The sequence below is a fragment of the Streptomyces sp. NPDC104106 genome, assembly GCF_055584345.1.
Genome location: NZ_JBVJMF010000004.1, coordinates 505,935 through 520,294, shown reverse-complemented (window position 1 = coordinate 520,294; position 14,360 = coordinate 505,935). Strand labels below are relative to the sequence as shown.

11 protein-coding genes are annotated in these 14,360 nt (G+C 73.1%); 5 read left to right on the top strand and 6 right to left on the bottom strand.

The genetic code is table 11. From position 1 onward, the window contains the following. Window positions 1-528 precede the first annotated feature (528 nt). Both ACZ60X_RS13125 and ACZ60X_RS13120 read left to right on the top strand, forming a co-directional pair. Window positions 529-1,623, top strand: a complete 1,095-nt coding sequence (locus ACZ60X_RS13125; RefSeq protein ID WP_469597168.1) for a baeRF3 domain-containing protein — start codon at window positions 529-531, stop codon at window positions 1,621-1,623. A 78-nt stretch (window positions 1,624-1,701) separates the two neighbouring features. Further along, window positions 1,702-2,736 carry a Gfo/Idh/MocA family protein gene (locus ACZ60X_RS13120; protein WP_469597165.1) on the top strand — a complete coding sequence of 345 codons (1,035 nt, stop codon included), beginning with the start codon at window positions 1,702-1,704 and terminating at the stop codon, window positions 2,734-2,736. Here ACZ60X_RS13120 and ACZ60X_RS13115 read toward each other — a convergent pair. Next, the gene (locus ACZ60X_RS13115) at window positions 2,726-4,726 is read right to left on the bottom strand and encodes a phosphocholine-specific phospholipase C (RefSeq protein WP_469597163.1); all 2,001 of its coding nucleotides are present in this window, start codon (window positions 4,724-4,726) and stop codon (window positions 2,726-2,728) included. The genes ACZ60X_RS13120 and ACZ60X_RS13115 overlap by 11 nt on opposite strands. Before the next feature lie 154 nt (window positions 4,727-4,880). After that, a complete protein-coding gene (locus ACZ60X_RS13110; protein WP_469597160.1) occupies window positions 4,881-5,294 on the bottom strand; it encodes an SsgA family sporulation/cell division regulator in 414 nt (137 codons plus the stop codon). 347 nt (window positions 5,295-5,641) lie between these two features. On the opposite strand from ACZ60X_RS13110, the gene ACZ60X_RS13105 reads away from it, so the two are divergent. Next, window positions 5,642-7,084, top strand: a complete 1,443-nt coding sequence (locus tag ACZ60X_RS13105) for a PP2C family protein-serine/threonine phosphatase (protein ID WP_469597157.1) — start codon at window positions 5,642-5,644, stop codon at window positions 7,082-7,084. A gap of 85 nt (window positions 7,085-7,169) precedes the next feature. Here ACZ60X_RS13105 and ACZ60X_RS13100 read toward each other — a convergent pair whose 3' ends face one another. Continuing rightward, window positions 7,170-8,663 carry a DNA-binding protein NsdB gene (locus ACZ60X_RS13100; protein ID WP_469597154.1) on the bottom strand — a complete coding sequence of 498 codons (1,494 nt, stop codon included), beginning with the start codon at window positions 8,661-8,663 and terminating at the stop codon, window positions 7,170-7,172. Window positions 8,664-8,945: 282 nt separating this feature from the next. On the opposite strand from ACZ60X_RS13100, the gene ACZ60X_RS13095 reads away from it, so the two are divergent. Next, window positions 8,946-10,091, top strand: a complete 1,146-nt coding sequence (locus tag ACZ60X_RS13095; RefSeq protein WP_469597151.1) for an aminoglycoside phosphotransferase family protein — start codon at window positions 8,946-8,948, stop codon at window positions 10,089-10,091. 286 nt (window positions 10,092-10,377) lie between these two features. After that, window positions 10,378-12,348 carry an N-acetylmuramoyl-L-alanine amidase gene (locus ACZ60X_RS13090; RefSeq protein WP_469597148.1) on the top strand — a complete coding sequence of 657 codons (1,971 nt, stop codon included), beginning with the start codon at window positions 10,378-10,380 and terminating at the stop codon, window positions 12,346-12,348. Between the two features lie 16 nt (window positions 12,349-12,364). On the opposite strand, the gene ACZ60X_RS13085 is transcribed toward ACZ60X_RS13090, so the two are convergent. From ACZ60X_RS13085 to ACZ60X_RS13075, 3 genes are all read right to left on the bottom strand, one after another. Beyond that, entirely contained in the window at window positions 12,365-12,862 is a 498-nt protein-coding gene (locus ACZ60X_RS13085; protein WP_070026621.1) for a glycosyltransferase family protein, read from the bottom strand. Between the two features lie 88 nt (window positions 12,863-12,950). After that, entirely contained in the window at window positions 12,951-13,853 is a 903-nt protein-coding gene (locus ACZ60X_RS13080; RefSeq protein ID WP_469597145.1) for a universal stress protein, read from the bottom strand. 166 nt (window positions 13,854-14,019) lie between these two features. Further along, a complete protein-coding gene (locus tag ACZ60X_RS13075) occupies window positions 14,020-14,262 on the bottom strand; it encodes a DUF397 domain-containing protein (RefSeq protein ID WP_469597143.1) in 243 nt (80 codons plus the stop codon). Window positions 14,263-14,360 lie beyond the last annotated feature (98 nt).

The following is a 14,360-nucleotide window of genomic DNA, read 5'->3' as shown; positions in this document are numbered from 1 at the left end:
TTCGGCGACACCGAAGCCGCAACCCGACTCGGCATCCGCGAGGAGCCACTTCCCGCACGACGGCGGCCTCGGCTGCCCGGCGGACAGCACGCCGGCCTCCGTCAGGGACAGCGCGCCCGGCACCCAGCTCCCCCTCGGCAACGCGGAAGCCGAACGCAGAGGCGGCATCCACCAGGACCCACTTCCCGCACGACGGCAGCCTCGGCTGCCCGGCGGACAGCACGCCGGCCTCCGTCAGGGACAGCGCGCCCGGGGCCCGGCTGGTCGACGCCGGGCACGGCGTCGACCAGCCCCCGCCCGTCCGGGACGAGCGCCTGGGTGCCCACGGCGTCGCGGCCTCGCCACGACCGGCGGCGACGGTGCGGAGGCTCTGTGTGCCGTGACACAGGGCGCGGCCGTCGTGGACACACCCGCGGCGAGGGCCGGAGGCGGCACCGCGTCCGGGCGCCCGGCGGTGCCCGGTCACCCGTTGTGCCTGGCCGGCTTGCCGCGAATGCCCCATCCGTGAATCGGTCCTATCGTGCTGTCATGGAGCACGCACTGAGTCCCGCGACCCTGGCCGAACTGCGGCGCCCGCGTCCCTACCCCGCGGTGTCCGTGCTGACCCCGACACACCGCCGCGAACCGGAGAACGGGCAGGATCCCGTCCGACTGCGCAACGTCGTCACCGAGGCGCGCAAACGCCTGGAGTCCGATCCCGCCGTCACCCGTGAACGGCGCAACGACGTCGTGGCCCAGCTCGACCGCGCACTGGCCGAAGTGGACCTCGCGCACGCCGAGGACGGGTTGGTGATCTTCGCCGCCCCGGGCGAGCACCAGGTGTGGTCCCTGGCCCGCAGCGTCCCCGAGCGCGTGGTGCTCTCGGACACCTTCCTCACCCGCAACCTGGTGGCCGCGCACGCCGCCGAGCGTCCCTTCTGGGTGCTGTCGGTCTCCGCGGACCGCGTCACGCTGTGGAGCGGCGGCGAGAACCGGGTGGTGGCGGACGCGACCGGCGGTTTCCCACGGGAGCGGCGGCAGCAGAACTTCGACGCCGAGCGGCAGATGCGCAGCGGTGACCGGCCGAGCATCTTCACCGACGAGGGCACCCGCCAGTTCCTGCGGGAGGCGGACTCCGCCATGGCCGCGGTCCTGCGCGAGGAGCCCCGGCCGCTGTACATCACCGGGGAGCAGGCGGCGCTGTCCCTGCTGGAGGAGATCGGCGGTGTGGCCAAGGAATCCGTCCAGGTCCCGCACGGCGGTCTCACGCACGCCGGCCCCGACGCCGTGTGGCAGGCGCTGCGCCCGGTGCTGGAGGCCGAGGCCCGCAAGGACACCACGTCCGTGATGAGCGAGCTGACCACGGCACGCGGCCACCGTACCTACGCGGCCGGGCTGGACGAGCTGTGGCGCAGCGCCCGCGAGGGCCGGGTCCGGCTGCTCGCCGTCGAGGAGAACTTCCGTGCGACGGTCAGCGACCTCGGCGGCCATCTCGTACCGGCCGAAACCGGCGACCTGGACGCCCGCGAGGACATCGTGGACGAGATCGTCGAGCAGTGCCTGGAGACCGGCGCCGAGGTCCGCTTCGTGCCCGACGGCGCCCTGGGCGACGCCGACGGGATCGCGGGCATCCTGCGCTACTGAGCCGGAGACCGGGGCCCCGGCGGCGCTCCCTGCGCGGCGTACGCTACGGCGTGATCGTCGGTGTAAGGGAGCGCGCGCATGGGTGACCTGCTGGGTGTGGCGGTACTGGGTGCGGGCCACATGGGGGCCGATCACATACGACGGCTCGACCAGGTGGTGAGCGGAGCCAGGGTCGCCGCTGTGGCCGACCCGGACGCTGAGCGGGCGAAGGCCGCGGTGTCCGGCCTGGCCGGGGTGAGCGTGCACACCGACCCGGTCGCCGCGCTCGACGCGCCCGGTGTCGAGGCCGTACTGATCGCCTCCCCCGGCCCGGCCCACGAGGAGGCGCTGCTGGCCGCGTTCGCCCGGGGCCTGCCGGTGCTGTGCGAGAAGCCCATGGTGCCGGACTCCACCGGTGCGCTGCGGATCGTGGAGGCCGAGGCACGGCTGGGCCGCCGGCTGGCGCAGATCGGCTTCATGCGCCGCTACGACGCCGAGTACCGGCGGCTCAAGGCCCTGCTGGAGGGGGGCGGCCTGGGCCGGCCGCTGATGCTGCACTGCACCCACCGCAATGTCTCCTCGCCGCCGGACTTCACCAGCGCGATGCTGGTCAACAGCTCGGTCTCGCACGAGATCGACGCGGCCCGCTGGCTGCTCGGGCAGGAGCTGACGGCGGTGACGGTGCTGCGGCCCACGCCCTCCTCGGGCGCCCCGGCCGGCCTGCTCGACCCGCAGTTCGTGCTCTTCGAGACCGACCGGGGCGCCCTGGTGGACGTCGAGGTCTTCGTGAACTGCGGCTTCGGCTACCAGGTGCGCTGCGAGGCCGTGTGCGAGCGGGGCAGCGCCCGGATCGGCGACGAGCACACGATGGTGGTCACCTCCGCCGGCGCCGCCCGCGAGGAGGTGGCCCGGGACTACCTCGTCCGCTTCGCCGCCGCCTACGACCGCGAGGTGCAGGCCTGGGTCGACGCCACCCGGCGCGGCCGGGTCACCGGCGCGAGCGTCTGGGACGGGTACGCGGCCTCGGTCGTCGCCGAGGCGGGGGTCCGGGCGTTGGAGGGCGGCGGCCGGGTGGCCGTCGGGCTCGCCCCGCGCCCGGACCTGTACGGCCCCGGCGCCGGAGTCAGCCGCTGACGCTCGCCGCGCCCGTCTCCAGGTGCCCGGTGAACCGGCGCGACCAGGTCGCGTCGGAGTCGGCGGTCACCGTGAAGTCGTACCAGCCGTTCTGGTAGGCGACGGCGTTGAAGAAGTCCTCGGCCGAGCCGCCCGCGGCGACGGTGTAGGTCCAGGGGCCGTCACCGCGGTAGTGGTTCGAGGTGATGGTGAACGTCACCGCCGAGGTACCGGAGTTGGTCATCGCGAAGTAGACCGCGAGCTTGCCGGTGCCGGGCTCGACCGCGTAACGCGTGTGCACCTCCGCCGAGTTGCCCGCCTTGGTGGCGTCGCCCTGGAAGCGGCGCAGGAAGCGGTTGGGGCCGGCCATGGTCAGGTCGTACCTGCCGTCGCCGAAGCCCGTGCCGATGTTGAAGAAGTCGGAGGTGGTGCCGCCCGCGTCGACCGTGTACTGGTACGGCGTGGTGTCCCGGTGGGCGTTCGGGTGGATCGAGAAGTGGGCCGCGCGGGAGGCCGGGGCGCCCTGGTTGGTCATGCTGAACCAGGCGAGGATCTTGCCGGCCGCGTCGAACTCCAGGTGGTCCAGGTAGCCGTTCGGCTGGTACGGCAGCGCGCGGGCGGGCCGCGTGCCGGGTTCCTGCGCGGGCAGGGCGTTGTCCGTCGGCACCGGATTGGGCAGCGGGCCGCAGGTGCTGATGCCGATGACGCCGGTCGCGGGCAGCGCCACCGCGTCGTGGACGGGGTGGGCGAAGTCGAAGACGCCGGTGAGGTCGCCGCTGACCCTGCGCCGCCAGTCGCTGATGCCGGCGCACTTCGCGGGGGTGCCGAGGGCGGCCGTCCAGGTCTCCAGGAAGCGCAGTACCGAGGTGTGTTCGAAGACCTCCGAGGAGACCCAGCCGCCACGGGTCCACGGCGAGACGACGATCATCGGGACGCGGAATCCGAAGCCGTACGGCACCCCGCCCAGGAACTCCCCGGCCGTCCCGGCGGGCGGGGACGGCGGGGGCACGTGGTCGAAGTAGCCGTCGTTCTCGTCGTAGTTGAGGAACAGGACGGTGGAGTCGAAGACGTCCGGGTCGGCGGCCAGGGCGTGGTAGACGAGGTTCACGAAGTGGGCGCCGTCGCCGGGCGGGGCGTAGGGGTGCTCGGAGAAGGCCTGGTGGGGCACGACCCAGGAGACCTGTGGGAGGGTGCCCGCGAGGACGTCGGCCTTGATCGCGGCGGCGATGTCGTCGGGGGTCGAGCCGGTCACCTTCGGCACCGAGGACATGCCCCGGTCGTACAGCGGGTCGCCCGCCTTGGCGTTCGTGAAGTTCCTGAAGTAGGCGCAGCCGTTGTCGCCGTAGTTGTCGGCCGCGTTCTGGTAGACCTTCCAGGACACCCCGGCGTCCTGGAGCGCCTCGGCGTAGGTCTGCCAGGCCAGGCCGGACTCGTCGCCGCCGTCGTAGCTGGAGGAGTCGACCTTGCCGCTCCACAGATAGGTGCGGTTGGGGCCGGTGGCGCTGAGCGTGGAGCAGAAGTAGGCGTCACAGACGGTGTAGTTGTCGGCGAGCGCGTAGTGGAACGGGATGTCGGAGCGGTCCAGGTAGCCGAGCGAGCGGACGTTGCCGACGCCCGCGACCCAGTTGTCCATGCGGCCCTTGTTCCAGGCGGAGTGCTGCGAGGACCAGGAGTGGGGCAGGTCGCCGTTGCACTGGGCCAGGGTCTCGCCGTCCTCGCCGCCGGCGGACGGGGTCGCGCTGAGCTTCCACGGGTACTGCCGGCCCAGCCCGTTCGGCTGGTCGAAGACCGGGTAGCCGCCGCCGAGGGTGATGCCGCTGCGGTCGTCGAAGCCGCGCACGCCCTTCAGCCGGCCGAAGTAGTGGTCGAAGCTGCGGTTCTCCTGCATCAGGATCACCACGTGCCGGACGTCCTTGATCGTGCCGGTCGCCGTGGTCGTCGCGGCGGCCGCGGTACGGGGGGTGCCGGCGTCCAGCGCCACCCCCGCCGCGACGGACGCGCCCAGTCCCACGAAGCCTCTTGGCTGATCGGTGTCATTCGCCCCGCCCTCGTCACCGGTGCGCCCCTGCGGCACACGCGCGACAGGGTGCACAGCGCGAAACGTCGGGGTCCATACCCGTGCGGTGAGGCAGAGGTGAACAGAGGTCAAAGCACTTCGGCGCGGCTCACACCCCGCCGAACAGCGCGCTCAGCCCCCGCTCCACCACCCCGGCCACGTCCTCCTGTCCGGGCGCGATCACCGCGTAGGTGCGCAGCAGGAAGCGGCGCAGGGCCAGGGCGTGGAACTGCAGCAGCGCCAGCCCGTGGGGCGAGTGGAACTCCATCACCGTACGGGTCCGGCCGTACGGCCAGATCTGCACGTCCCCGCGGCCGGCCGGGGCGCGCAGCCCCTCGTCGAGCAAGGAGCGCGCGAAGGTCCAGGTGACGTCCTCGCCCTCCAGGGCGGCCTCGGCGGGGAAGTCGACGAAGACGGCGAGTGGATCGTCCGCGGTGTAGCGCAGGGTGGCGGACACGGGGACCTCCTGGTCCTCCGCCGTGATGAGCCGGGCGAGCACGGGCTGTTCGACAGTGGTGTCCATGCTTATATGGAGTACGCGCGGGCACTTCGCATGCCGCCAAATCCGGTCAGAGTTCGATGGGTACCGGCCGGTCGCCACCCAGGCGAACAGGGGCACGTCGAACATGTGCGTGAGCGCGACTCCGAGAGCGCAGGTGCGGGTCAATTGCCGTACTGTTCCTACGACTTGAGGCGGCCGACGCGTACGTCATCCGGGTGCGCGACTCACTCCGGGAAGACTCTGGCATATGCCGGAAGCACCACCGTATCGTGTGTTGCCAAATCCCTTACAGGCCGTCGCGGGCTGTGCGACAGTCGTAACGGTCCCCCGTTCCGCCCTGGCCGTATCGTCCCCCAACGGAGTGCGTCATGCCGTCCCCAGTCTCCGCGGACCGCCCAGCCGCCCAGCCGCCCGGGCGCGGCTCGGTCGAGGCGCTGATCACGCAGACGCGGCGGCTCAAGGGCGACGTGGACGCCGTACGGCGTGACAACCGGAGCGACGGCGCGGACCCCGAGGAACGCTGGCAGCGCGCCCTGTACGACCTCGCCCTGCACCAACTGGACGACCTGGACGCTCACTTGGCCCAGCTGCGGGACGGGCCGGACCCCGCCCCGCCCGAGTCCGCGCCGGAGCCCGGCGCGGCCCCGGGCGTCCCTGGGGCGCCGGCCACGGACGCGCACGGCTCGCTGCTCAGCCGGGTCGGCAGCGCGGAGTGGAACCTGCTGACGGACGAGGCCACCTGGTCCGGTGAGCTGTACCAGATCCTCGGCCGGGACCCGGCCGACCCCGCCCTCACCCTGGACGAACTGCCCTCGCTGGTGCGGGAGGAGGACCGGCCCACACTGACCGCGATGGTGACGGGCTGCCTGGTCGACGGCCGGCCGATCGACGGCGAGTTCCGCATCGTCCGGCCCGACGGCTCCGAGCGCACGCTGCACATGATGGGCGAGCCCGTGCTCGGCGCCGACGGCGGCACCTCCTCGATGTGGGCCGTGCTGCGCGACGTCAGCGAACTGCGCCGCAGCCAGCGGGTGGTGCGCGAGACCCGTGACTCGTTGCACCACCGGCGGCGGCAGGAGCGGACCGAACAGCGCGTCGCCGCCGAGGTACAGCAAGCCGTGCTCCCGCCCTGGCTCGGCTCCCTGCGGCTCCCGCACCAGGGGCCGCGCACCCTGGACCTCGCCGCCCAGCGCCTCCCCGCGGCGGCGAGCACTCTCATCGGCGGCGACTGGTACGACGCGCTGGACCTGCCCGACGGCGAGACGCTGCTCAGCGTCGGCGACCTCACCGGCCACGGGGTCGCCGTCGCCTCGGGCATGGCGATGCTGCTCGGCGCCGTCCGCGGCATGGCGGTGTCCGGTACCCGCCCCGGTGAACTCCTGGGCCTGCTCAACCAGTTACTGGACGCCACCGTCCAGCCCGCCCTCGGCAGCGCCGTCTGCTGCCGCTACCGGCCCGAGACCCGCACCCTCGTCTGGGCGCAGGCCGGACACCCCGCCCCGCTGCTGTACCGCGACGGGACGGGGCGGATGCTGACCGCGCCGGACGGCGTGCTGCTCGGCGCGACCTCGGGTGCCGTCTACGGGCAGGCCGAGGAGACCCTCCAACCGGGCGACGTCCTGCTCCTGCACACCGACGGGCTGGTGCCGGGGCACGTCGCGACGGCGGCCGTGGACCACCTGCTCGGCCTCGCCCCACGGTTCGGCACGGCGCGCACCGCGCAGGACTGCGTCCGGACGCTGATCGAGGAGTTCGGCGGAGCCGGACGTGAGGACGACGCGTGCGTGCTGGTCGCCAGGGTCACCGCGTGACCGTACGCGTGCGACAGCTCAGGCGCGTCTGACGGAACGGACTGTATGACAAGAGGTGAGCGTGCGGCCCCCTGTGCCCCTGCGCTCACGCCTGGGCGCTGCCGCCGCCCTTGCTCCTCGGCTGCGGCAGGGCGCTGCGGATCTCCTCCCGGAGTTCGTGGATCTTCGGGTACTCGGCGTACTGGGCGGTGAGCTGGTACATCTGGCGCAGCCGGTCCCAGGTGCGGCGGGAGGAGTTCGTGCCCATCGACATCAGGGCCAGCCGGGCGAAGCGGTCGGCCTGTTCCGGGTCGTCGGCGATGAAGCAGGCGGACGCCATGGACAGATGGTCGAAGATCTTCGACCGCTCCCGCCCGTCCACGCGCAGGGCGAGCGCCTTCTCCGCGTAGTACTGGGCGTGCACGGCCGCGCTCGGGTCGAACTCCGCCAGCGTGCGGTACGCGAGGGCCTGCATGCCGTACAGGTCCTCGTCCTTGAAGGTCTGCATCCAGTCAGGCGTCGCCTCCTGCTGCCGGTCGGAGACGAAGAGGTCCTCCGCCTGGCCGAGGGTGCGGCGCATCGCCTGGCCCTTGCCCATCGACGCCTGCGCCCAGGCCTCGATGGTGTGGAACATGGCCTTCGTACGCGGAAGGAGGCGGTCGCCGGCACCGGACTGGGCGAGCTTCATCAGGTCCAGGGCCTCGTCGGGCCGGCCGAGGTGCACCATCTGCCGGGCCGCCCGGGACAGGGCCTCGCCCGCGCGGGGGCGGTCGCCGCCCTCGCGGGCGGCATGGGCGGCGATGACGAAGTACTTCTGCGCCGTGGGCTCCAGGCCGACGTCGTGCGACATCCAGCCGGCGAGGACGGCGAGGTTGGCGGCGACACCCCACAGGCGCCGCTGCAGGTGGGGGGGATGGTGGTAGGCGAGCATGCCGCCCACCTCGTTGAGCTGGCCCACGACCGCCTTGCGCTGGAGCCCGCCGCCGCGGGCCGCGTCCCAGGCACGGAACACCTCGACCGAGCGCTCCAGCTCCTCCACCTCCTGGGATCCGACGGGGGCGGCCTCATAGCGGTCGAACCCAGCGGGGTCGGCGTGCAGGGGGTCGTCGAGGACGGGGGCGTCGGCCTTCAGGGCCGGGTCGGTGTGCAGCCAGTCGTGCATGGCGCTGCTGAGTGTGGATCCCGCGGCGAGCACGGCACCCGCGCCCACCAAGCCGCGTCGGTTGAGCATGAGGTCCATTCCCGTGAATTCGGTGAGGACCGCGGCGGTGCGCTCGGGCGCCCACGGCACGCCGTCGGGATGCTCATCGCCCCCGTCGCCCTGCCGTTTCCCGCTACGCCCGTGCCGCACCAGACCGAGGTCCTCGATGGTCACGACACGGCCGAGACGCTCGGTGAACAGGGCCGCCAGCACCCGCGGCACCGGATCGCGCGGGATCTCTCCCATGTCGATCCACCGCCGCACCCGGGAGGTGTCGGTCGACAACTGGGGGTGGCCCATGGCCACCGCCTGCTTGTTGACCAGCCTCGCGAGTTCGCCCTTCGACCAGCCGGCCAGGCCGAACAGGTCCGCAAGGCGGGTGTTGGGTTGTCCGCTCACATCAAGCCCCCAGGTTCTCGGCTGAGTTGACAGTAGCCCCGTGGAGGTTGCCGGGCGACTATTCGCCACCGTTCGCCAGGGTGCGCCAGATGGTGTGCCACGGCCCATCGGGTGTCGAGTAGGAACGCGCCACCCCGACCCGGTCCCCCGAGTCGATATGAGAGTCGGTACGGCTGTCGATATGACAGGGGCATTCCCCAGGGTGTCCCGGAGACCGGGCCGGGTTGCGCGCAAGCACTTTCTGGCAGGCACCGCAGGCACACGAAGGGATCTGTATCTCCCATGTACGCAGCATCGTCCTCCGTGTCCGCCCCGCCCCGGCCGCTGCGCTCCCGCCCGGCGGGCGGCGGGCCGTACCTCGACCCGGTGGCGCGTCCGGGCGGACCCGTCCCGGTGCCGGTCGCGGGCCGGCTCCGGCGCGTACCGGGCCAGCCCGGTACGCCACCGCTGAGCGGGAGAATCGACTTGTCCGGTCCCCAGGGGACCCAGCTGCGCTCGGCGATCGCCTCGGTGCAGCGGATCTGTCCGGAGTTCGCTCCGGTGCAGGTGCTGCGGCGCAGCGGGCGGTCCGTCCTCATCGTCGGGACGGCCGGGCGCGGCACGGCCGTGGCCAAGTGTCTGCTGGACCACTCGCCCGCCTGGGCGGAGCGGATCCGCCATGAAATAGCCGCATACCGCTCGTTCGTCCGGCACCGGCCCCCGGTCCGTGTGCCGCGGCTGATCGCTGCGGACCCGGACAAGTGCACGCTGGTGATCGAGCGGATGCCGGGCCGCGTGGCGGCGCTGCAGCGGCATCCGGTGGAGGCGCCCCCCCGGCCGGACATCCGGGCCGCGCTGGGCGCGGTCTGCCGGGTGAACGCCTGGCGGCCGCCGGCGGGCACGTTCGACGTGCCGCTGGACTACGGCGCCCGGATCTCCCGGTTCCACGAGCTGGGCCTGCTCACCGACCGGGACCTGGGCGACCTGCAGAAGCTGCTGCACGGCATCGCCCACGAGGTGGGCCGGCACGGCATGCTCCAGTTCAACCACGGCGACGCCCTGCTGTCGAACATCCTGCTGTCACCGGCCGGTCCAGTGCTGGTGGACTGGGAGCACGCGGGCTGGTATCTGCCGGGGTACGACCTGGCGACGCTGTGGCTGGTCCTCGGGGACGCGCCGGTGGCCCGGCGGCAGATCAGCCAGATCGCCCAGTCGGCGGGCCCGGCCTCCCGGGACGCCTTCCTGGTGAACCTGATGCTGCTGCTGACCCGGGAGATCCGGACGTACGAGTCGGCGGTGCAGCGGTCGATGCAGGAGGTGGTCCCGGCGGCCCCGGCCCATCCGGGTACCGCGCCGTCCGGCGAGGAACAGCGGCTGCTGCTGCGACGGCTCCACGACGACTGCCAGATGGCCCGCAAGGCCGTCCGGGCGGCGGTCGGCACTCGCTGACGGGGACGACGGGTCCGCGGTGCGCCAGAGCGGCGGCGCACCGCGGACCTTCGTGCGTCCGGGCCCGCCACACGTCTGCCGCCCGGGCCGGTGGCACGGCCACTGGTGTAGGCCGATGACGCCCCGCAGGCCCGTGCACCGCCATGGCGAAACTCGCCGAAACCCCTTCGTGACATGGGAAATCGACGGCCCGAATGCATCATTGACGGATCGTCGGCCAGCCGGTACCACTGACCCAGCCCGGCGCCGCACGACCCTGCACGCCCGCCTGTCACAGGAGGCCGCATTGCGAGGTTCCGCCACCGCCACGTCCATCCCCGGCCACAGACATCTGCGGCGGGCCGCCGTCCCGCTCGCCTCCGCGGCCCTGCTGCTGCCGCTGCTCGGCGCGGCCCCCGCGCGGAGCAGCACCGCCGGCTCCGCCTCGGACCGGCTCCAGAACGCCTTCGCCACCGCCGCGGCCGAGTACCACGTGCCGCAGAACGTCCTGCTGGCCGTCTCCTACCTCCAGTCCCGCTGGGACTGGCACGGTGGCGCGCCGAGCGTGACCGGCGGCTACGGCCCCATGCACCTGACCGACGCGCGGACCGCGATCGCCACGACGGAGCACTACGCCGAGGGCACCGAGGACGGCCGCGGCGACGGCGCCCGCCCGGCCGTGCGTCCCGAGATCAAGATCCCGGCCGAGTCACAGCTCCCGGCCCGGCTGACGACCCTGCCGCGGGCGGCACGGCTGACGGGGCTGCCCGCCGGGAAGCTGCGCACCGACCCGGCGGCGAACGTGGCCGGCGGGGCCGCCCTGCTCGCGGCCGAGCAGAAGCGGCTGGGCGAGCCGCTGAGCACCGACCCGGCCGACTGGTACGGCGCGGTGGCCCGATTCTCCGGCGCGGACGACACGGCCACCGCGGCGTCCTACGCCGACGACGTGTACGACGTGCTGCGCACGGGCGAGGAGCGCACCACGGACGACGGCCAGCTGGTCACACTGGCCGCGCGGCCGGGGCTCGGCGCCGACACCGCCCAGCTGAGGCGGGCGGGCCTGCGCACGCTGCCCAGGGACGGCGTCGAGTGCCCGAAGTCGGTGTCCTGCGAGGCGGTCTGGGCGCCGTACGCCCAGTTCGGCAACAACGGCTACGGCAACCACGACCTCGGCGACCGGCCGGCCTCGCAGCGCATCCGGTACATCGTCATCCATGACACCGAGGGTGCCTGGGACGGGGTGCTGCATCTGATCCAGGACCCGACCTACGTGTCCTGGAACTACACGGTCCGCTCCACGGACGGTCTGATCGCCCAGCATGTGAAGGCGAAGGACGTGGCGTGGCACGCGGGCAACTGGTACGTCAACGCCGCGTCGATCGGCATCGAGCATGAAGGTTTCCTCGCCAATCCGGACGCCTGGTACACGGAGGCGATGTACCGCTCCTCGGCCCGGCTGGTGAAGTACCTGAGCCGCACGTACGACATCCCGCTGGACCGCCAGCACATCCTGGGCCACGAGAACGTGCCGGGCCCGACCACGTCCACCATCCCCGGGATGCATACGGACCCGGGTCCGTACTGGGACTGGCGGCACTACTTCCAGCTGCTGGGCCACCCGTTCAAGCGCACCGCCGGCGAGAAGTCGGACGTGGTGACGATCCTGCCGGACTACGCGGCGAACCGGCCGGAGTACACGGGCTGCACGGCGAGCGGCACCGCCTGCGCCGCGCACGGCTCCGGTGAGGTGCGGGTGTACGCGGACCATGACACCGGCGCCCCGCTGATCAAGGACATCGGCCTGGGCAAGGACCCGACGATCGACGTCAACGACGTGTCCTCGCGGGTCTCCACCGGCCAGCAGTACGCGGTCGCGGGCCGATGGGGCGACTGGACGGCGATCTGGTACCTAGGTCAGAGGGCCTGGTTCCGCAACCCGCCGAAGGCCCCCACGGCCGTCCCGGCGAAGGGCCTGCTCCTGACGCCGAGGGCGGGCCTCGCGAGCATCCCGGTGTACGGCCGCGCCTACCCGGAGAAGGACGCCTACCCCGCGGGGGTCCCCGCGCAGTCGGTCGTGCCGCTGCCGTACACGATTCCGGCCGGGCAGGCATACGTGGCCGGTGGCGAGGTGCCGGGCGAGTACTACTACTCGGTCACCTTCACCACGGACTCGCACCGGGTGGTCGCCGGCAAGGACCTGTACTACGAGATCCAGTACGGCCACCGGGTCGCGTTCGTCCGCGCGGCCGACGTCACGCCGCGGGGCTCGGCCGGCTAGCCGGGGGCGAGCTGCCTCAGCCCTGCTGGAAGAGCTCCGCCGGGAGCGGCTTCAGCAGGGCGTACAGGTCGTCGGTGATGGGACGGTCCCAGGCGGCGATCGTGACGAGGACGCCGTCGCTGCGATCGAACTGGACGCAGGAGATCCGGCTCTCGGAGAGCTTCAGCCGCCGGACGATGAGGAGGTTGTCGCCCTGGAGGACGGGGGTGTCCTCGGTGCCGACGACAGTGACCTCCTCGTCGTTCTCCAGCGCGAGCAGCAGCTGGCCCACCTCGAAGGGAATCTCGCCCTCGGCGACCTCGCGGGCCGGGGAGCCCTCGGGGAGGTTGCCGATGATCATCGCGGGGCCGCGGCCGCCGAAGAGGTCGTAGCGCAGGAAGACACCCTGGCAGGTGCCGTCGGGGGCGGGCAGCAGACCCGCACCGAGGTTGCCCGGCCAGTCGCCCGGGTCCATGGCCAGCACGTCGAAGTCGGGTCCGGCGGGAGTGGCGCTGCGGCGGCGGAGGAACGACATGCGGCCATGGTACGTGCCCGCGCCCCGGGGGGTGACCTGGGCACCGGGCGGGGCCGCTCCTCGGGTGGCTCCCGGCAGGCGGTGCCCCTCACTCGCCCGGTGGGGCCGGCGGGATGACCGCGATCGGGCTCGCGGCGTGGAGCAGGACGGCCTGGGTGACCGAGCCCATCATGCGGGCGGGGGCGAGCAGGCGGCGGCGGTGGCGGCCGACGACGACCAGCTCGGCGTCCCGGGAGGCGGCGACGAGGTGCCCGGCCGCGTCGCCGGGCAGGGCCGCGGTGTCGGCGCGGACCTCCGGGTGCCGCTTGCGGTGCGGGGCGAGGAAGCCCTCGGCGAGCGTGCGGGTCTCGCTCTCGACGGCGTCCTGGTCGATCGCGGGCGGCACCGGCTGTCCGGGCGCGGACCAGGTCTGCACCGGCCAGGGGTAGGCGGCGATCACCTCCACCCGGGCCGCGCGCAGGGCGGCCTCGGCGAAGGCGAACTCCAGGGTGACGTCGTCGGGGCTGTCGACGTGCAGGCCCACGACCACGCGCGGCCCGGGTTCGGCGGGGCCGTCGCCGTGGATCTCCCGGCCGGGCCGGGGTACGACGACCACGGGGCACTCGCAGTCGCGGGCGGCGGCGAGGCCGTTGGAGCCGAGCAGCAGGCTGGCGAAGCCGCCGCGACCCCGTGAGCCGAGGACCAACAGCTGGGCGTCCACGCCGAGTTCGGGCAGTACGGCGCCCGGTACGCCTTCCAGGGCGACGTACTCCGCGGCGGGTTCCCCGGTGCGGCCCGCGAGCCGGGCGCGGACCTCGTCCAGGACCGGATCGCCCTCCGCCTCGGGCGGGCCCGCGACGAGGACGTCGGCCTGGCCCCAGGCGGCGTACTGCCGGACGTGCACCACGCGCAGCGGTGCGGCGCGGCGCCGGGCCGCGTCCGTGGCCCAGTCCAGTGCGCGCAGGCTGTCGTCGGAACCGTCGACCGCGGCGATGACCGGCGCAGTGCTCATCGTTGTCTCCTCCGGAACGCGACCTTCCCCTTGCTGGGGCCAGCCTGGCGCAGGCGTCGGTCCCAGCGGGGCGCTGCTGGTCGCGTGTCCGGAAATCCGCCCGGAACACCCCCGGTTCGGCTCCCGGCCGGTGCTCGTCGCCGGCCGGTGGCGCCGCCGGTGCGGCTCAGGTCAGGTCGAACTCCCCCTCGCGCGCGCCGGAGACGAAGGCGCCCCATTCGGCGGGCGTGAAGATCAGGGAAGGGCTCTCCGGGCGTCCGCTGTTGCGCATCGCGATGAAGCCCTCGACAAACGCGATCTGGACATCGCCCAGTCCGCGGCTGCTGGACTGCCATTCGGCGCTGCTGAGGTCCAGGTCCGGCTTGTCCCAGCCCGCGAGCGGCTGCTGCTGGATGGTGCTCTCGGCCACGTCCGTGCTCCTCCCGGTTCGTCGTCCGCGGCTCAGCCTAGCGACCGGTCCCGACGGCCGACAGGCCACGTGGGCAGGACTTTGGCCGGTCGCCCGGC

Excerpts from the sequence above, each read along its gene's own strand:
- ACZ60X_RS13085 (WP_070026621.1), bottom strand. The coding sequence starts at position 12,862 with ATGTCGTTCCTCCGCCGCCGCAGCGCCACTCCCGCCGGACCCGACTTC.
- ACZ60X_RS13105 (WP_469597157.1), top strand. The coding sequence starts at position 5,642 with ATGCCGTCCCCAGTCTCCGCGGACCGCCCAGCCGCCCAGCCGCCCGGG.
- ACZ60X_RS13125 (WP_469597168.1), top strand. The coding sequence starts at position 529 with ATGGAGCACGCACTGAGTCCCGCGACCCTGGCCGAACTGCGGCGCCCG.
- ACZ60X_RS13110 (WP_469597160.1), bottom strand. The coding sequence starts at position 5,294 with ATGGACACCACTGTCGAACAGCCCGTGCTCGCCCGGCTCATCACGGCG.
- ACZ60X_RS13080 (WP_469597145.1), bottom strand. The coding sequence starts at position 13,853 with ATGAGCACTGCGCCGGTCATCGCCGCGGTCGACGGTTCCGACGACAGC.
- ACZ60X_RS13120 (WP_469597165.1), top strand. The coding sequence starts at position 1,702 with ATGGGTGACCTGCTGGGTGTGGCGGTACTGGGTGCGGGCCACATGGGG.
- ACZ60X_RS13095 (WP_469597151.1), top strand. The coding sequence starts at position 8,946 with ATGTACGCAGCATCGTCCTCCGTGTCCGCCCCGCCCCGGCCGCTGCGC.